The sequence below is a fragment of the Bordetella genomosp. 6 genome (genome assembly GCF_002119705.1).
In the GTDB taxonomy this organism is placed as follows: Bacteria; Pseudomonadota; Gammaproteobacteria; order Burkholderiales; family Burkholderiaceae_B; genus Bordetella; species Bordetella bronchiseptica_F.
Genome location: NZ_CP021107.1, coordinates 1994554 through 2013841 on the forward strand (window position 1 = coordinate 1994554; position 19288 = coordinate 2013841).

Consider the following 19288-nt stretch of genomic DNA (forward strand, 5'->3'; position numbering starts at 1 on the left):
TCCGCCCCTCACCATCGAGTTGCTGCCAACATGACGATTCTCTCCCTGGCCGGCGCTGGCCATCAGGCGCGCCTGGACGCGCGTGGCGGGAAACTGACCGGACCCACGGCCAATCTCGCGCCCGGCCATGTGCAGGCCAACCTGGCCATCCTGCCGCAAGCGGTGGCGGGCGATTTCCTGCGGTTCTGCCAACGCAATCCCAAGCCGTGCCCCTTGCTGGCGGTTTCCGAGCCCGGCGACCCGTCCTTGCCCGAACTGGGCCTCGATATCGACATCCGCACCGATGTGCCGCGCTACCGCGTCTGGCGCGACGGCAAGCTGGTGGACGAACCGCTCGACGTGCGCGGCTTGTGGCGCGACGATCTGGTGGCCTTTCTCATCGGCTGCTCCTTCTCGTTCGAGGAGGCCATGCTCGAGAACGGCCTGCCGGTCCGCCACATCGAGCAGGGCCGCAACGTACCCATGTACCGCACCGACATCGCCACGCATCCGGCCGGCCCGTTCTCGGGACCGCTGGTGGTCTCGATGCGGCCGCTGAAGGCTGCCGACGCGATTCGCGCCATCCAGGTCACATCGCGCTTTCCGTCCGTACATGGCGCGCCCGTCCACCTGGGCGACCCCGCATTGATCGGCATCGCCGACCTCGGCCGGCCGGACTACGGCGACGCGGTCGACATCCGCGCCGGCGAGATACCGGTTTTCTGGGCCTGCGGCGTAACGCCGCAATCGGTCGTGGCGGCCGTGCGTCCGGAGTTCTGCATCACCCATGCGCCCGGCCACATGCTGGTCACCGATCTGCTCAACAGCAGGCTGGCCGCCTTCTAAGAGAGGAGGCGAGCGCATCCACCCAGTACGATTGGGAAAGGTCCGGCGGGCATGTGAGGAGTGTCCTATGGCGAGGCTGGCAACGGTCATTTCCAATATGACGTTGTTCATTTCGCCAACGTCAGTACTGCTTCATGATCCACTGGACCAACCGCGCTCGCAGCAGTTTCGAGGCCTCCCTCAGTTCGTGCCGGCGCGCCGTACGCGCCAGGCAGGCGCCGGTCGAAGGGCCCACCGGCGCCGAACTGCGCGCCGCGCTCAAGCGCGACGAATTCATTCCAGCGTTCCAGCCCGTGGTCGACGCCGGCACGGGCAATCTGTTCGGCGTGGCCACGGCCATGCAGTGGGCGCATCGGTATTGGGGGCTGGTGCCCGAGCACCGCTACATGGCCGCCGTGATGCGCGACAACCTCCATATCGTGCTGGCGCAGCAGCTGCTGGCGCAGGTCTTCGACCTGGCGGCCGCCATGCGCCGCGGCAACCGCCATGTGGGGCTGTTCATCCAGCCAGAGCCCATATGCCTCATGAGCCGCACCTACAGCGATGATGTCCTGCGCAACCTGGATAACAGGGGTTTGCCCGCGTTTGGATTGACGCTGGCGGTTTCGCCCAGCCTGCTGCAGTCTCCCTACGGCCAGCAAAGCCTGCTCAGCCTGCGACGGCTGCAGCGGGCCGGGTGCAACCTTGTTTTCACCATCAGTACGTTCGATGCCGAATCGCCGCTGCAGCTGGATACGCTGGAAATCTGCGGCATCGCCCTGATGCCCGAGCTCATGTATGCCCTGTGCCAAGGCGGCAGGGCCGGCGAGGCCTGCCATGCCATTGCGCAGCTTGCCTCGGCGCGGCGGATTCCCGTCATGGCCACCGGCGTGGCCGACGAAGCCGCAGCCCAGGTGGCCGGCCTGTTGCCGTGTCGGTACCTGCTGGGCGACCATGTGGCCCCGCCCATGACAGACCAGCGCTTTCTGTACTGGTACTACCACCGCGAGATGCCGCCCAATTATCCGTAAGGCCCGTAAGGCCCGTAAGGCCCGTGTGGCAGGGCGGGGCCAGCCTGGCAAGGCGCCTCGCGCCGGGGCCTCAGGCGTGCTTCTCCGGGCGTGGTCGTTCCTCCAGCCAGGCGGTCAGCTGCGCCTCCAGCATGGCGGACTGCGCGGCAAGCGCCTGCACCAGGCCGTCGATTTCGGGCGAGGGGCCAGCGGCCTGTCCCTGTGCTTTTTTCTCCAGCGCCAACGCGGTGTCTATCATGGTCTTGGCACTGACCACGCGCGCACCGCCGGCCAGCCTGTGCGCCATGTCCGAGACCTTCGGCCAGTCGGCTTCCTGGTGCAGCCTTTGCAATTGCGCCACGTCCGCCCGGTTGGTGCGGATAACCTCTTCGAGCAATTGCCGGATCAGCGCGTCGTCGTTCTGCGTCAAGGCAAGAATCGACTCGGCCGAGAACGCCGGCGGGGCGTCGTCCGTGGCTGTCGCCGCGGCCTGGGGCAAGGGCGGCTGCGTCCGCGCCGCGGCTTCGCTCAAGTGCTGACTCAAGGTGTCCACGCCGATCGGCTTGAACAGGCAGTCGTCCATGCCGGCGGCGCGGCAGCGCTGCGCTTCGTCCATTTGCGCCGAAGCCGTGAAGCCGAACAGGATGCACGGCGCGCGTGCATAGCCCGGCGCGGCCTCCGCGGCGCGTATGCGGCGCGCCAATTCGTAGCCGCTCATGCCGGGCATGTTGCAGTCGGTGATCACGACGTCGAACGCATGCTCGTGCCACAGGGCCAGGGCGGCTTCGCCGGAGTCGGCGGCGATGACACGCTGGCCCAGGTAGTCCAGCTGCTGGCGCAGCAGCATCAGGTTGGGTTTGTGGTCATCGACGACCAGTACGCGCAGTGACGCCCGCGGCTGCTGCGGCGCGGCCTGCTCGGCCGGGGCGGGCGGCGTGGCCTGGGCCGGCTTTTCGAGCATGGTCAGCTGCAGGTCCACCGACACCGTCGTGCCCACGCCGGGCGCGCTGCGCATGACCAGCGTGCCCCCCATCAATTCGACGAGGCGGCGGCTGATGGACAGGCCCAGGCCGGTGCCGGGAGCCGGCCCGGCCTCGCTGCCGCCGCCGACCTGGGAGAACGGCTTGAACAGTTTCTGCTGGTCGGCCTCGCTGATGCCGCAGCCGGTGTCGCTCACGCTGAACTGCACATGCGCGGTGTCGCCTTCGGCGCGGGCCGTCAAGGTCAGCGTTACCTGGCCTTCCGTGGTGAACTTGATGGCGTTGCCGACCAGATTCGACAGCACCTGCTTCATGCGCAAGGGGTCGATCAGTACATCGTCGACGCCTGTGATGTCGGTTTTCAATGCCAGCCTTATGCCTTTCTGGCGCGCCAACCCATCGAAGACGCGCACTACCCCCTCGGGCAGGGTGCGCAGCGTCGTGCGTGTCGGCGCCAGGTCGAATTTGCCGGCCTCGATCTTGGCAATGTCCAGGATGTCGCCTATCAGGTCCAGCAGGCTGCGGGCCGAGTCGTACGCCACCTGGATGGACTTGCGGTCGGGCTCCTGGTCGGCCGGACGCAGCAGCGCCAGTTCGAGCATGCCGATGATGGCGTTCATCGGCGTGCGGATCTCATGGCTCATGGTGGCCAGGAACGTGGTCTTGGCCCGGTTGGCGGCGTCCGCGCTTTCCTTGGCGTCGTGCAGTTCGCGCAGCAGCTCGGTGCGTTCGGTGATGTCGACCCAGCCGCCGATGACGCCCTTGAGCTCGCCCAGCGAATCGCCGTACGGAACCGTCCATTGGTAGACGTGGCGGGTGCGGCCATGCAGCGTGACATCGTGGTCCTCGAAGCGCGGCTCGCGCTCGGCGGTCATGCGCGCCAGCAGGTACTCGTGCATCTCGCGGGCCAGCGCCGGGTCGCCCACCACGTTGGCCTCGGGGATGGTCTTGCCCAGCACCGCGTCGGCGGTGACGCCAAAGGTATCGAGGTAGGCGTTATTGCACAGCAGCATGCGGCCTTCCATGTCGCGCACATAGATGGGGTTGGGCGTGCCGTCGATCAGCACTCGCATGAACTCCAACTGGTCGTTCAACGCCCGTTCGGCGCGCTTGCGCTGGCGGATCTGGCGCCGCAGGTAGATGATCCAGCTCAGGAACAGCAGGGCCGACAGCAGGCCCAGGCCCGCCAGCAGGTAGATCTCGTTGCGGTAGGCATACCAGGTGCGCGGATCGCCGTCGCTGCCGCGCCAGCGGCTGACGATGGAGGCGAGCTCGTCGTTCGAAATGCTGTAGAGCGCCTTGTTCAGAATGGACATCAGTTCGGTCTGGCCGCGCGCCGTCGCCAGCGCGATCTCGGCCGGGGGCAGGTCCAGCGCCGAAGCAATGCGCAGTTTTCCGGCGAAGTAGCGGTTGACGTAGTAGCTGGCGCTGATCTGCGTCTGCACGACAGCATCCGCCTGGCCGTCGGCCACCAGCAGCATGGCCTCGGTCGGGTTGTCGGCGGTCACCACCTTCGCCCGGGGATAGCGCTGCTTCATGAGCGGGATGGCGGCGCTGTTGCGCACCATCGCAACCGTGCGGCCGTCGAGGTGATCGGCGTCGGCTGGCGCGGCGGGGTCCTGGCGCGTGACGATCACCAGGCCATTGCGCACATACGGCCGGCTGAAACTGAGGAAGGATTCCCGCGCGGTGTTGACGAACAGGGCGCCGGCCATGTCGGCCTCTCCCGAGCGCAGCTTGGCCATCAATTCTTCGACCGTGTCGACGCCGATGATCTCGAACTCCAGGCCGGTGCGCAACTGCAGCAGCTGCAGCACGGCGGCGCTGATGCCGCCGAACTGTTCGTCGGTACGAAACAGGGTGAAGGGCGCGAACAGGTTCAGGACCGCCACCTTGACGACCGGATGACGCTCCATCCATTGCTGTTCGCGCTGCGAATAGGCAGGGCGCTCGAAATCGAGCGAAATGCTGCTGCCCAGGCCCCAGCGGTAGATCAGGCTGCGGCGCTCGGAGGCCGGGACGGCCTCGAGCACGGCATTCACGACCCGCAGCAGGCGCGTGTTGTCGGCTCGCACGCCGAAGGATTCCCCGCCCGTCACGACCTGCGCCGGGGCGACCACGCGTACGTCGTTGAAGTAGCTTTGCGAGACGAGGTGCGAGGTGGTCAGTGCATCGCCGATGAATACGTCGGCCTGGCCATAAGCCACCGCGGCCAGCGCCTGCTCGGATGATGGGTAGTAACGCAGCGTTGCCTGCGGGTAGACCCGCTCCAGTGTTTCCCTGGGCAGGTAGTTGACATCGACCGCCAGCCGCTGGCCGGCCAGGTCCGGGGGTGGAGCGCGGCGTGCGCCGATGGGCGTGGCCAGCACCGGCTGGTCGACGGCGTAGGGAACGCTCAGGCGCAGGCTCTGTTGCCGGCCCTCGATGCCGTTGACGGTGCCGACGAGGTCGATCTGGCCGCTTTCCAGTGCGCTGACGGCTTGCTCGCGCGTGGGGTATCGCAGCACTTTCGCCTGGACGCCCAGGTTATGCGCGATGATCGCCATGTAGTCGGCCGTCAGGCCTTCGTAGCGTTCGTCATGGGTCACATCGAACGGAGGGATGTCCGGCGCGTACACACCCAGCGTCAGTACCCGCTTGCGCGCCAGCCAGCGCCAATCGTCGCCGTCGAGCGCCACCTCGACGTCGGGCAAGGCGGCCTTGCCGACCAGGGTCAGCTCCTGGCTGGCATGCGCGGGCGCCCAGGCCAGCAGGGTCCATGCCAACAGCGCCTGGGCCAGGCAGATCAGACTGCGGGGAAACAGGCGATGCAGGACGGGCATGCGCGGCGCTAGGCGAGATTGTTGCGTTTGGCGAGGTCTATCAGCTCTACCAGCGACGTGGCATTCAGTTTCTGCAGCAGGCGCGTCTTGTATGTGCTGACGGTCTTGTTGCTGAGGAACATGCTGTCCGCGATGTCCTTGTTGGACATGCCTTGCGCCAGTAGCTGCAGGACGGTCAGTTCGCGGTTGGACAGCACGCTGATGAGCGTACTGTCGCTCTTGGCGTTGTCGCCCATGCGCATCTCGCTGAGCGTCGTGCTGGGGAAGTAGGTGTAGCCGGCCATCACCGCCTTGGCGGCATTGATGACTTCGTGCAGATTCTCGTGTTTGCAGACGAACCCCGCGGCACCGGAATTCAGGCAGCGACGGGCGAACAGCGAAGGCGGCTGGCCGGTCAGCACCAGTACGCGCAGCGGCAAGCCCAGCGATTGCAGCCGGGCGATGACCTCCAGCCCGTCCAGCTTGGGGATGCCGATGTCGAGTACGACCAGGTTGGGAATTTTCTCGCGGGCGATTTTGAGCCCGTCGATGCCGTTGTCGGTTTCGCCGATGACTTCGAATCCTTCTTTCTCCATCAGGACTCGAACAGCGAATCTCAGTACCGGGTGATCGTCGATGATGAGGACTTTGTTGTACATAAGAAGAATATGCTTGAGTTTCGTGGCAAAAAAGAGATTCCTACAACGCGAACCACATGGGTGCGTCAAAGGAACGGCTGCGAAATTTCACATTCTCCTATACGTCAGCAGGCGACGATATGGTTGTGAGTGCTACTAAACAATATCCTACACCGATTTAGGAAAATGCCTAACCCTTGTGCTTGTGGCGGCGCAAGCGTGTGTGTTGCGGGTGCGGGGAAAGCATGTTCCACGACGCCAGGATTATCTCTGTAGGAAATTGCCTACGTCCGTAATGGAAAAATCCTGCTGAGTTTGGGCGCATTGCCGGCAGACGAAGTGCAGGGGTTTATTCAGACTGCGTGCTGAATTCAAAACCTAGAACGAGCAAGCCCCCCAAGGCGGGTTTTGCCGCTTCTCCTCTTCGCTGATCGGAAAATGAATACGAACTTCTACAGGCTGGTTTTCAGCCGCGTCCGTGGCATGCTCGTTCCTGTCTGTGAGCATTGCACTGTCGGAAGATCCTCCTCGCCCCGCGATCGGGGGCAGTCCGGTGTTTCCTGTGCTGGGTCTGGCTGGCCCGTCCCCCCCAAGGCGCTGGCCTGGGCGCTGGCGCTGGCGTGTACGGGCGTCTCGTTAGTTGCATACGCCGAGGGTTTGGTTCCCCAGGGGCAGACGCGGGTGCAGACGGGCGGCAACAACGTTCCCGTGGTCAATATCGCCAATCCGAACTCCGGCGGCGTATCGCACAACAAGTTCGAACGCTTCAATGTCGCCAATCCGGGCGTGGTCTTCAACAACAGCCTGACCGACGGCGTGTCCAGGATCGGCGGGGCGCTGACCAAGAACCCCAGCCTGACCCGCCAGGCCTCGGCCATTCTTGCCGAAGTCACCGGCACTTCGCCCAGTCGCCTGGCCGGCACGCTCGAAGTCTATGGCAAGGGCGCCGACCTCATCATCGCCAATCCCAACGGCATCAGCGTCAACGGCCTGAGCACGCTCAACGCCAACAATCTGACCCTCACGACGGGCCGTCCCAGTGTCAACGGCGGCCATATCGGCCTTGATGTCCAGCAGGGCGCCGTCACGATCGAGCGCGGCGGCGTCAACGTCACCGGCCTGGGCTATTTCGATGTGGTGGCGCGCCTGGTCAAGCTGCAGGGGGCCGTGTCGAGCGAACAGGGCAAGCCCTTGGCCGATATCGCGGTGGTCGCCGGCGCCAACCGCTACGACCACGCGACGCGCCGCGCCACGCCGATCGGCGGGGCGTCGCGCGGTGGCGCCGCCGGCGCCTATGCGATCGACGGCACGGCGGCGGGCGCCATGTACGGCAAGCACATCACGCTGGTGTCCAGCGATTCGGGCCTGGGCGTGCGCCAGCTCGGCAGCATGTCCTCGCCATCGGCCATTACCGTGTCGTCCCGCGGTGAAATCGCGCTGGGCGACGCCACGGTCCAGCGCGGCCCGCTCAGCCTCAAGGGCGCGGGAGCCGTGTCGGCCGGCAAGCTGGCCTCCGGTGGCGCGGTGAGCGTCACCGGGGGCGGGGCGGTGAAGCTCGCGTCGGCCAGCAGCGTTGGAGGCCTCACGGTGCAAGGTGGCGGCGGGGTGCAGGCCACGCAGTTGAACGCGGGCGGCCCGCTCCAGGTATCGAGCCGCCAGGCTGTCCGGCTTGGTGCGGCAAGCAGCCGCCAGACGCTGTCCGTGAGCGCGGACGCCGCGCTCCAGGCGGACAAGCTGTCGGCGGCGGGGCGGGTCGGGGTGGACGGCAAGCAGGCCGTCACGCTGGGTTCGGCCGTCAGCGGCGGCGCGCTGTCCGTGAGTGCGGGCGGAAACCTGCAGGCGAAGCAATTGGTCTCCAATGCCGGGCTGGAGGTGCGCGGCCAGAGAGAGGTCTCGCTGGACGAGGTGTCGAGCGTACGCGGCATGAGCGTGGCTGCCGCCGGGGCGTTGGCGGCCCGCAACCTGCAATCGAAAGGCGCCATCCGCGTACAGGGCGGAGAGGCGGTCAGCGTGGCCAACGCGAACAGCGATGCGGCACTGCACGTTTCCGGGCGCGGCCAGGTCGATCTGGGCGACTTGAGCGCAGCGCGCGGCGTGGATATCGCCGGCGAGCAACGCGTCAGGATCGGCCAGGCGCACAGCGATGGCGATGTGGCCGTCGCCGCACGCGGCGCCTTGTCGATCGACAGCGTGGCGGCCCGCGGCGCGATCGGCGTCAACGGAGGCGGGAGCGTGTCGGCCAAGGAAATGCGCAGCCATGGCGCCGTGACGGTCAGCGGCGGCGGCCCCGTCAGCCTGGGCGGCGTCCAGTCGGGCGGGCAGGTCCGCGCCTCCAGCGTGGGCGCCATGGCCGTGCGGGACGCCACGGCTGCCGGCGGCCTCGCGCTGCAGGCCGGCGGCGCGTTGCAGGCCGGGTCCCTCAAGTCGGCCGGCGCCATGGACGTAAGCGGCGGCGATGGCGTGCGACTGGATCGCGCGCAGGCGGGTGGGCGACTGCGGGTCTCCAGCGACGGGCAGGCTGCGTTGGGCAGTCTCGAGGCCAAGGGCGCGCTGACGGTATCGGCCGCGCGCGCGGCGACCGTGGCGGGGCTGCAATCTCTCGAGAACATCTCCGTGGCGGGCGGCGAACGCGTATCGGTCCGGAACGTCAACAGTGGATCCAGGGTCGCCATTTCGGCGCACGGTGCGCTGGACGTGGGCAAGGTTTCCGCCAGGAGCGGCATCGACATCGAAGGCTGGGGCGCGGTCGGGGCGGGTTCCCTCGGTTCCGACGGCGCGATCACCGTGTCCGGGCGCGATGCGGTCAGGGTCGACCAGGGCCGCAGTCTTGCCGACATTTCGCTGGGGGCGGAAGGTGGCGTCACGCTGGGCGCGGTGGAGGCCGCCGGTTCGATCGAAGTGCGCGGCGGATCCACGGTGGCGGCGAACTCGCTGCGCGCCAATCGCGACGTTCGGGTCAGCGGCAAGGACGCGGTGCGCGTAACGGCCGCCACCACCGGGGGCGGTCTGCATGTGTCGAGCGATCGCAGGCTCGATCTGGGGGACGTCCAGGCGCGCGGTGCGCTGGCGCTGGACGGCGGCGCCGGCGTGGCGCTGCAATCGGCCAAGGCTGGCGGCGCGCTGCATGTGCATGGCGGCGAGCACCTGGATCTGGGGACATTGGCCGCCGTAGGAGCCGTGGACGTCAACGGCGCGGGAGACGTGCGCGTTGCGACGCTGGTGACCGATGCAGGCGCCGGCCTGCAAGCGGGGCGCTCCATGACGCTGGGTACCGTCGACGCGACCGGCGATCTGCAGGCGCGCGCGCAGCGGACGCTGGAGCTCGGCTCGGTCAAGGCCGATGGCGGCCTTCAGGCCGCCGCCGGCGAGGCGCTCAGCCTGGCGGCAGCTGATGTCGCGGGAGCGCTGGAACTCTCGGGCCACGGCGTAACCGTGGACAGAGCCAGCGCCGGCCGGGCACGCATCGACAGCACCGGCTCGGTCGGCATCGGCGCGCTGAAGGCAGGCGCTGTCGAGGCCGCCGCGCCACGGCGGGAGCGCCGTGCGCTGCGGCAGAATCTCTCCACGCCCGGCAGCGTAGTGGTCCGTGCCCGGGGAAATGTCACGGTCGGACGCGGCGATCCGCATCAGGGCGTGCTGGCCCAGGGCGATATCGTCATGGATGCGCAGGGCGGCACATTGCTGCTGCGCAACGATGCGGTGACCGAGAACGGGACGGCCACCATATCGGCCGACTCGGCCGTGCTCGAGCATGCCACCATCGAGAGCAAGATCAGCCAGCAGGCGCTGGAAGCCAAGGTGGGCAAGGGCAAGCCGGCGGTGTCGGTGAAGGTCGCGAAGAAGCTGTTCCTCAATGGCACGCTGCGGGCGGTCAACGACAATGAGGAAACCATGCCCGGGCGCCAGATCGACGTCGTGGACGGACGTCCGCGGATCACCGACGCGGTCACGGGCGTAGAGCGTAGAGACGAATCGGTCGTGTCCGACGCCGCGCTCGTGGCCGATGGCGGTCCGATCGTGGTCGAGGCCGGCGAGCTGGTCAGCCATGCCGGCGGTATCGGCAACGGCCGCAACAAGGGGGATGGCGCCAACGTCACCGTGCGCACGACTGGCAACGTGGTCAACAAGGGCTACATCTCGGCTGGCAAGCAGGGCCAGCTCGACGTGGGCGGCACCCTGACGAACGAGTTCCTGGTCAGCTCGAACGGCACCCAGCGTATCGAGGCGCAGCGCATCGAGAACAAGGGCTCCTTCCAGAGCCTGGCTCCGTCCGGTACGGCTGGCGCCCTGGTGGTCAACGCGGCCGAGGCCATCGTGCACGAAGGTGTCATGGCTACCGAAGGCGAGATGCGGATCGCTGGCAAGGGCGGCGGGTCTCCGTCCGTCACCGCCGCCGCAAAGGCGGCGATCAGCGCGCACAAGCTGAGTGTCGACGCGGCGAGCTGGGACAACGCAGGCAGCCTGGATATCAAGAAGGGCGGCGCGCAGGTCATGCTGACCGGGCGCTATGCCGAGCACGGCAAGCTCTCGATACAGGGCGATTACTCGGTCTCGGCCGACGCCATCGCGCTGGCGGCGCAGGTCACCCAGCGTGGCGGCGCCGCGCACCTGACCTCGCGCCACGATACCCGCTTCGCCAACAACATTCGCCTGATGGGGCCGCTGCAGGTCGACGCCGGCGGCGCGGTGACCAATACCGGCAATCTGAAAGTGCGCGAGGGAGTGCGCGTGATGGCGGCGTCGTTCGACAACGAGGCTGGGGCCGAGGTAATGGCCAAGAGCGCCGAGGTAATGACCTCCGGGGCCGTGCGCAACGCTGGCCAGACGAAGGTCAAGGAGGCCGCCACGATCGTCGCCGCCAGTGTCTCCAATCCCGGCACATTCACGGTCGGCGCGGATCTCGCTGTTACCTCGCGCGGAAAATTCGATAACGACGGCAAGATGGAGTCCAACAAGGACATCGTCATCAAGACAGAACAGTTTGGCAACGCCGGGGGCCTCGATGCCAAGCATGATCTGATGGTCACGGCGAGCGGACAGGCAGACAACCGGGGCAGCCTGAAGGCAGGCCACGATTTCACGATGCAGGCCCAGCGTATCGACAACAGCGGCACCATGGCCGCCGGCCACGACGCCACGCTGACGGCGCCGCACCTGCGCAATACGGGCCAGCTCGTGGCGGGACACGACATTCATATCATCAACAGCGCCAAGCTGGAGAACGCCGGGCGTGCGGATGCGCGCAACGATATCGTTCTGGATGTGGAGGATTTCACCAACACGGGATCCCTCTATGCCGAGCATGACGCGACGCTGACGCTTGCGCAAGGCACGCAGCGCGATCTGGTGGTGGACCAGGAGCATATCCTGCCTGTGGCGCAGGAGACCTTGCGGGTCAAGGCCAAGTCGCTGAGCACCGAAATCGAGACCGGCAATCCGGGCAACCTGATTGCGGATATCCAGGAGAACATCGACAACAAGCAGGCCATCGCGGTGGGCAAGAGCCTGACGCTGAACTCGGCTCGGGGCGACCTGATCAACCACGAAGCGGGGCTGCTGTGGGCTGCCGAGGACCTGACCGTCAAGGCGCGGAACATCACCAATGAACGGGCCGCGCTGATCGAGGCCGGCGGCAACGCTCGGCTGACGGCGGCCGATGCCTTGCTCAACAAGCTGGGCCGAATTCGCGCGGGCGGGGACATGCGCCTGGATGCGCCGCGCATCGAGAACACCGCCAAGCTGAACGGCCGCGTGCAAGCCAAAGGCGTGCAGTACGTCGGGGGCGGCAAGTACGGCCGGTGGAGCGGTATCGGGTATGTCAATTACCACTTGAGTTCCGGCTCCGGCGCTATCGCGGCGCCGTGGTACGGCAGTGACCTGACCGCCGAACAATCGCTCATCGAGGTCGGCAAGGATCTCTATCTGAATGCCGATGCGCGCAAGGACGAACATCGCCATCTGCTCAATGAAGGCGTGATCCAGGCGGGCGGCCATGGCCACATCGGCGGCGACGTGGACAACCGGTCGGTGGTGCGCACCGTGTCCACCATGGAGTACTTCAAGACCCCGCTGCCTGTGAGCCTGACTGCCCTGGACAACCGTGCCGGCCTGTCGCCGGCGACCTGGAACTTCAAGTCCACGTATGAACTCCTGGATTATCTGCTGGACCAGAATCGCTACGAGTACATCTGGGGGGTGTATCCGACCTACACCGAGTGGTCGGTGAATACGCTGAAGAACCTCGACCTGGGCTACCAGGCCAAGCCGGCTCCCACGGCGCCGCCGGTGCCCAAGATGCCCACGCTCGATCTGCGCGGGCATGCGCCGGAGTCGGCCGAAGGCCGGAAGATCTTTGGCGAGTACAAGAAGCTGCAAGGCGAGTACGAGAAGGCCAAGGCGGCCGCCCAGGCGGTGGAGGCTTACGGCGAAGCCACCCGGCGGGTCCATGACCAGCTGGGCCAGCGCTACGGCGCGGCCCTGGACGGGATGGATGCCGAGACCAAGGAGGTCGATGGCATCATCCAGGCGTTTGCCGCGGATCTGCGCACGGTCTATGCCAAGCAGACCGACCAGGCGACCATCGACGCGGAGGCGGATAAGGTCGCCCAGCGCTATAAGTCGAAGATCGACGCGGTGCGGCTGGAAGCGATCCAGCCTGGCCGGGTCATGCTGGCCAAGGCGCTGTCGGCGGCGCTGGGAGCCGACTGGCGCGCGCTCGGCCACGCCGAATTGATGCAGCGCTGGAAGGATTTCAAGGCGGGCAAGCGCGGCGCGGACATCGCGTTCTATCCCAAGGAGCAGACCGTGTTGGCGGCCGGCGCCGGGCTGACCCTGTCCAACGGGGCGGTCCACAACGGCGAGAACGCCGCGCAGAATCGCGGCCGGCCGGAAAACCTGAAAATCGGCGAACACTCGGCGGCTTCGGTCGGCGGCTCGTTCGATGCCTTGCGCGACGTTGGGCTGGAAAAGCGGCTGGATATCGATGATGCACTGGCTGCCGTGCTCGTGAATCCGCATATCTTCACGCGGATCGGGGCGGCCCAGGCCTCCCTGTCCGACGGCGCCGCCGGGCCGGCGCTGGCGCGGCAGGCCAGGCAAGCGCTGGGAACCGACGGCATGGTGGGTGCGCAAGGGTTGGGCAGCGCCGATGCGCTCGCTTCTCTGGCCAGCCTGGACGCGGCGCAGGGACCGGAGGTTTCCGGCAAGCGCAATGCGCAGGTGGCGGACGCCGGGCTTGCCGCGCAGACCGCCGTCGCGGCGGCGGCTGCTGCCGGGGCGGCCGGTGTTGGCGCGGAGCATGCCGGGGCGGTTCGGATCGCCCCGCCGGCCGTTGCGTTGCCGCGGCCGCTGTTCGAAACCCGCCTCAAGTATATCGATCAGAGCAAATTCTATGGCTCGGGTTACTTCTTCGAGCAGATCGGCTACCAGCCCGATCGCGCCGCGCGGGTGGCGGGCGACAATTATTTCGATACCACGCTGGTGCGCGAGCAGGTGCGGCGCGCCCTGGGCGGCTACGAAAGCCGTCTGCCCGTGCGCGGTATCGCGTTGGTGGCGCAGTTGATGGAGTCGGCCGGGAAGGTCGGCAAGGCGCTGGGCCTGAAAGTGGGTGTCGAACCGACCGCGCAGCAGCTCAGGCAGGCGGATCGCGATTTCGTCTGGTACGTGGACACCATGATCGATGGCCAGAAGGTCCTCGCGCCCCGGCTGTACCTGACCGAGGCGACGCGCAAGGGCATCATGGATCAGTACGCCGGCGGCGGGGCGCTGATTGCCTCCGGCGGCGACGTGAACGTGGACACGAACGGCCATGACGTCAGTTCGGTCAACGGGCTGATCCAGGGCAAGCGCGTCAAGGTGGACGCCGGCAAGGGTAAGGTCCTGGTGGCCGACAGCAAGGGGATGGGCAGCGGCATCGAGGCCGATGAGGACCTCGACGTATCGGCCCAGGATATCGACATCGAGGGCGGCAGGCTGCGCGGCAAGAATGTCGGGCTCAAGGCCGACAAGGTCAAGGTCGCGACCTCGATGCGTTACGACGGCAAGGGCAGGCTGGCGGCGCGCGGCGACGGCGCCCTGGATGCGCAAGGGGGCAAGCTGCACATCGAGGCCAAGCGGCTGGAGACGGCCGGCGCGACCCTCAAGGGCGGCAAGGTGAAGCTGGATGTCGATGAGGTCAAGCTGGGCGGCGTGTACGAGGCGGGGTCCAGCTACGAGCACAAGAGTTCGACGCCGCTGGGCAGCCTGTTCGCCATCCTGTCCTCAACGACGGAAACCAGCCAATCGGCGCGCGCGAACCATTACGGTACGCGCATCGAAGCCGGTGCGCTGGAAGGCAAGATGCGGAATCTGGAGATCGAGGGCGGTTCGGTCGCTGCGGCGCATACGGACGTGTCCGTGGCCGGCGACGCGACGTTCAAGGCCGCCGCGGATCTCGCGCACGCCGAGCACGAGAAGGACGTGCGCCAGCTGTCCCTGAGTGCCAAGGTGGGGGCCGGCGGCTACGAGGCGGGTTTCAGCCTGGGCAGCGAAAGCGGTCCGGAAGCGCACGCCGGCCGCGGCATGACCGCGGGCGCTGAATTCAAGGTGGGTTATCAGGCATCGCACGAACAATCATCGGACACCGAAAAGTCCTATCGCAACGCGGACCTCAATTTCGGCGGAGGCACTGTCGAGGCTGGCAATGTCCTGGATATCGGCGGCGCCGACATCAACCGGAACCGGTACGGTGGCGCCGCGAACGGGAAAAATGGAGCCGATGAGGCCTTGCGCATGCGCGCCAGGAAGGTCGAGTCCACCAAGTACGTCAGCGAGCAGACGAGCCAAAGCTCCGGCTGGAGCGTGGAACTGGCGGCGACGGCCAGTGCCCGTTCCAGCGTGTTGACGGCCGCCACGCGCCTGGGCGACAGCGTGGCGCAGAATGTCGAGGACGGCCGCGAGATCCGCGGCGAGCTGATGGCCGCGCAAGTCGCCGCGGAGGCCACGCAACTGCTAACCGCCGACACGGCGGCGCTGGCGCTGAGCGCCGGGATCAGCGCCGACGTCAACAGCAGCCACAGCCGCTCCACCTCGCAGAATACCCAGTATCTGGGTGGGAACCTGTCCATCGAGGCCACCGAGGGCGATGCGACGTTGGTGGGCGCGAAGTTCAGCGGCGGCGACCAGGTCAGCCTGAAGGCAGCGAAGAACGTGAACCTCATGGCGGCCGAATCGACCTTCGAATCGCATTCGGAGAGCCATAACTTCCACGCCTCCGCCGATGCGAATCTCGGCGCCAACGCCATGCAGAGCGCCGTTGGCCTGGGGTTGACGGCGGGCGTGGGGACGTCGCATCAGATTACGAACGAAACCGGCAAGACCTACGCCGGAACCTCTCTGGATGCGGCGAACGTGTCGATCGAGGCGGGCAAGGATTTGAATCTCTCCGGGTCCCGCGTGCGGGGTACGCGTGTTGCCCTGGGTGTCGAGGGCGATATCAATGCGACCGGCAAGCAGGACGACCGCAACTACAACTCCAGCGGTGGCGGTTGGGATGCCTCGGCAGGCGTGGCGATTCAGAACCGCACGCTGGTCGCGCCAGTGGGATCTGCCGGCTTCAATTTCAATACGGAGCACGACAATTCGCGCCTGACCAATGACGGGGCGGCGGGTGTCGTTGCCACCGACGGGTTGACGGGCCATGTGCAAGGCGACGCCAACCTGATCGGCGCCACCATTGCCGATTTGTCGGGCCAGGGCAATCTCAAGGTCGACGGCGCAGTCAACGCGCAGAATCTGAAAGACTACCGCGACAAGGACGGCGGCAGCGGCGGCCTGAACGTGGGCATTTCCTCCACCACGCTGGCGCCCACCGTGGGAGTGTCGTTCGGCAGGGTGGCCGGAGAGGATTATCAGGCCGAGCAACGTGCCACGATCGACGTCGGTCAGACCAGGAATCCTTCGCGCCTGCAGGTCGGCGGCGGCATCACGGGCGCCCTCAATCAGGATGCCGCCAAGACCACGGTCGTTCAGCGCGACAAGCACTGGGCCGGAGGCGGATCCGAGTTTTCCGTACAAGGGAAATCCTTGAAGAAACCGAACCGGGTGCGTCCGGTGACGCCAACGCCGCGGCCGGATGCCGTGGATGGACCGCCCAGCCGCCCGGCCACGCCGCCGGCATCGCCGCAGCCGATCCGGGCGAAGGTCGAGGTCAGCTCGCCGCCGCCAGCGTCCGTGGCCAGCGTGGACGTCGTGCCGCGGCCCAAGGTTGAAACGGCACAGCCGCTTCCGCCCCGGCCGGTGGCGGCCCAGACGGTGCCGGTGGCGCCTCCCAAGGTGGAAGTCGCCAAGGTGGACGTCGTGCCGCGGCCGAAGGTTGAAACGGCGCAGCCGCTTCCGCCCCGGCCGGTAGTGGCCGAGAAGGTGACGACGCCGGCGGTCCAGCCCCAGCTCGCCAAGGCGGAGACGGTGCCGCCGGTGAAGCCGGAAACCGCCAAGCCGTTGCCCAAGCCGCTGCCGGTGGCGAAGGTGCGGGAAGCGTCGCCGCCGGTCGTGGAGACCGCCCAGCCGCTGCCTGCGGCCAAGCCGAAAACGGCAACCCCCGGTCCCGTGGCCGAGGTCGGCAAGGCTACCGTCACGACGGTGCCGGTGCAGAGCGCGCCGCCCAAGCCGGCCCCGGTGGTCAAGCAGGCGCAGCCCGCGCCGGAACCCGCGCCCGCACCGAAGCCCAAGCCCAAGGCCAAGGCCGAGCGTCCGAAGCCGGGCAAGACGACGCCCTTGAGCGGGCGCCACGTGGTGCAACAGCAGGTGCAGGTCTTGCAGCGGCAAGCGAGCGAGATCAACAACACCAAGAGCCTGCCTGGCGGGAAACTGCCCAAGCCGGTCATCGTCAAGCTGACCGACGAGAACGGCAAGCCGCAGACGCTGACGATCAACCGGCGCGAAGACCTGATGAAGCTCAATGGCAAGGTGCTGTCCACCAAGACGACACAGGGTCTGGAGCAGACCTTCCGCCTGCGGGTCGAGGACGTTGGCGGCAAGAACTACCGGGTTTTCTATGAAACCAACAAGTAGGTAGTCGTGGCCTGCGCGCCGCGGCGGCATGTCGCCGGCCCGGCGCATGAGGATTCGCAGGGATCCCATGCGCCAGGCAACGCCGGCCAATGGCGCCGCCTTTGGACCTTACTCCAGCCCATCCTTGCGGATGGGCTTTTTGTTGAAATTTCCTACAAATCCAATTGAATTCGCCTACGCGAAATTGCGTGTAGGACTACAGGAAAACTGGCTGTGAATTTTTAGAATTCTTTCCGTAGTCAGTTTATTTCCTTCGTCTACAGATGAATATTTCCTGGCATCGGGCTCCATTTCTGGATTCGTTTTCAAGGAGCGCGGATCGCCTGGTTTTCGGATCAACAGGGGTCGATCATGAATCTCAAATTTGCAGGAATCGCACTGGGCCTGAGCGCCTGTGCATTGACGTACCAGCATCAGGCTCTCGCGGCGGACGGCACGCTCGTGATTACCGGCGCCATCACGGATACGACGTGCAAGATCAATGGCACGGAGCCTCCCACCAACGTGGCGGTGCAATTGCCGACCATTTCGCGCACCGCGCTCAAGGACGTCGGGTCGACGGCAGGCGGGACAGTTTTTGATGTGAAACTGACCGAGTGTCCGCAGGTATTGAATGGCCAACAAGTGGGATTGTTCTTCGAACCCGGTGGCACGGTTGACTATACGTCGGGAAACCTGTTCGCGTACAAGGCAGATGGTAATGGCGCCCAGCAGGTTCCGCAGACGAAAGCCGACAACGTGCAATTCCAGCTTGCCAATCTGGATGGGTCCGCCATTCACCTGGGCCGCAACAAGGGTGACCAGGCTGCTCAGACGTTTCTGGTATCGCAGACGGCAGGAGCATCGACGTACGGGACGACCCTGCGTTATCTGGCACGCTACATCCGTTCGGGCGCTGGCCCCATTGTTGCGGGGAATCTCCGCAGCCAGGTGGGGTTCTCCGTGATGTATCCGTAGCCCGTGAAAGAGGGGCCACCCATTGCGGGTGGCTCCGGTACGGGTGGTCGGCTTGTCACGAGACTCTTGTTCTCCATTTCTTTCTTTCTTTGCACGCGGCCGCATTGCCAGCTTGATGCATGCGAAGCATCGATGGTTTCGGGCGGTCGCGATTCTTGAGCCATGAATACGTACGCTTGTGACGGGGCGCTCGCGCAGAGCCGGCCCCAGGGATGGTTTACGCCTGCATTTACGGTAAAGCGGCAAGGCGGCGCGGCACGCTGGCGCCGGCGGCTGGGCGCCGCGGCGCTGGGCGCGGCCGTACTGGCCGGCCTGGCGCCCGCCGCCCGGGCCAGCCTCGTGATCACGGGTACGCGCGTGATCTACAACGCGGGCTCGCCCGAGACCACGGTGAAGATGAGCAACGAGGGGCAGGCGCCCGCGTTGATGCAGGCATGGATCGATGATGGCAATGCCGAAGCGAAGCCGGACGAGGTCCAGGTGCCGTTCTTTCTGACGCCGCCGCTGGCGCGGGTGGATCCGGGCAAGGGGCAGACCTTGCGCATTTTCTTCAACGGCTACCCGGATGGCAAGACGCTGCCATCCGACCGCGAATCGGTCTTCTGGCTGAACGTCCTCGAAGTGCCGCCCAAGGCGACGCCGGAGGAAGGCCACGGGGTCCTGCAGCTGACTATCCGCTCGCGCCTGAAGCTGTTCTATCGGCCCAAGGGCCTGCCCGGCAATCCGCTGACGGCGGCCGCCGACCTTACCTTCAAGCGCAAGGCCAACGGCGTGCTGGAGGTGCACAACCCGACGCCGTACTACGTGAACCTGCAGAAGCTGGAGGTGGGCGAGAACGGCGTGCACGGCAGCAAGACGCCGTGGATGCTGGCGCCGCTCTCTTCGGACGAGCTGCGGCTGAAAGGGACGGGGGCCAAGTCGGTGCAGTACTGGGCCATCGACGACTTTGGCGGCGTGACGCCCTATCAGGCGGCCATTGCGAACTGACGAACACGGGGGCATCGGGACCGGCGCGCGCCAAAAGCGCGTTGCCGATGCCGGAGCTGGAT

Annotated in this window: 7 protein-coding genes; 5 read left to right on the top strand and 2 right to left on the bottom strand. The window is 66.5% G+C overall.

What is annotated here, in order from left to right; all coding sequences use genetic code 11:
• Positions 1 to 30 precede the first annotated feature (30 nt).
• On the top strand, positions 31 to 825 hold the full coding sequence (locus CAL11_RS09440; protein WP_033467892.1) for a putative hydro-lyase: 795 nt from the start codon (positions 31 to 33) through the stop codon (positions 823 to 825).
• 134 nt (positions 826 to 959) lie between these two features.
• Positions 960 to 1835 (top strand): virulence regulation phosphodiesterase BvgR, encoded by an 876-nt coding sequence (gene bvgR / locus CAL11_RS09445; RefSeq protein ID WP_033467889.1) that lies wholly within the window; start codon positions 960 to 962, stop codon positions 1833 to 1835.
• Between the two features lie 70 nt (positions 1836 to 1905).
• Here the strand turns inward: bvgR and bvgS are convergent, their stop codons facing one another.
• Together bvgS and bvgA are read right to left on the bottom strand one after the other, a co-directional pair.
• Complete coding sequence (gene bvgS, locus CAL11_RS09450; protein WP_086092758.1) at positions 1906 to 5616, bottom strand: virulence factors two-component system sensor histidine kinase BvgS; 3711 nt, start codon at positions 5614 to 5616, stop codon at positions 1906 to 1908.
• A gap of 8 nt (positions 5617 to 5624) precedes the next feature.
• Positions 5625 to 6254 carry a virulence response regulator transcription factor BvgA gene (gene bvgA / locus CAL11_RS09455; protein WP_010930609.1) on the bottom strand — a complete coding sequence of 210 codons (630 nt, stop codon included), beginning with the start codon at positions 6252 to 6254 and terminating at the stop codon, positions 5625 to 5627.
• 417 nt (positions 6255 to 6671) lie between these two features.
• Here bvgA and CAL11_RS09460 point away from each other — a divergent pair, with 417 nt between their 5' ends.
• From CAL11_RS09460 to CAL11_RS09470, 3 genes are all read left to right on the top strand, one after another.
• On the top strand, positions 6672 to 17282 hold the full coding sequence (locus CAL11_RS09460) for a hemagglutinin repeat-containing protein (RefSeq protein ID WP_086092759.1): 10611 nt from the start codon (positions 6672 to 6674) through the stop codon (positions 17280 to 17282).
• Positions 17283 to 17633: 351 nt separating this feature from the next.
• On the top strand, positions 17634 to 18239 hold the full coding sequence (locus CAL11_RS09465; RefSeq protein WP_033462260.1) for a fimbrial protein: 606 nt from the start codon (positions 17634 to 17636) through the stop codon (positions 18237 to 18239).
• Between the two features lie 162 nt (positions 18240 to 18401).
• The gene (locus tag CAL11_RS09470) at positions 18402 to 19226 is read left to right on the top strand and encodes a fimbrial biogenesis chaperone (RefSeq protein ID WP_086092760.1); all 825 of its coding nucleotides are present in this window, start codon (positions 18402 to 18404) and stop codon (positions 19224 to 19226) included.
• The last annotated feature ends 62 nt before the right edge of the window (positions 19227 to 19288 follow it).

Excerpts from the sequence above, each read along its gene's own strand:
- CAL11_RS09440 (WP_033467892.1), top strand. The coding sequence starts at position 31 with ATGACGATTCTCTCCCTGGCCGGCGCTGGCCATCAGGCGCGCCTGGAC.
- bvgR (WP_033467889.1), top strand. The coding sequence starts at position 960 with ATGATCCACTGGACCAACCGCGCTCGCAGCAGTTTCGAGGCCTCCCTC.
- bvgS (WP_086092758.1), bottom strand. The coding sequence starts at position 5,616 with ATGCCCGTCCTGCATCGCCTGTTTCCCCGCAGTCTGATCTGCCTGGCC.
- bvgA (WP_010930609.1), bottom strand. The coding sequence starts at position 6,254 with ATGTACAACAAAGTCCTCATCATCGACGATCACCCGGTACTGAGATTC.
- CAL11_RS09460 (WP_086092759.1), top strand. The coding sequence starts at position 6,672 with ATGAATACGAACTTCTACAGGCTGGTTTTCAGCCGCGTCCGTGGCATG.
- CAL11_RS09465 (WP_033462260.1), top strand. The coding sequence starts at position 17,634 with ATGAATCTCAAATTTGCAGGAATCGCACTGGGCCTGAGCGCCTGTGCA.
- CAL11_RS09470 (WP_086092760.1), top strand. The coding sequence starts at position 18,402 with ATGAATACGTACGCTTGTGACGGGGCGCTCGCGCAGAGCCGGCCCCAG.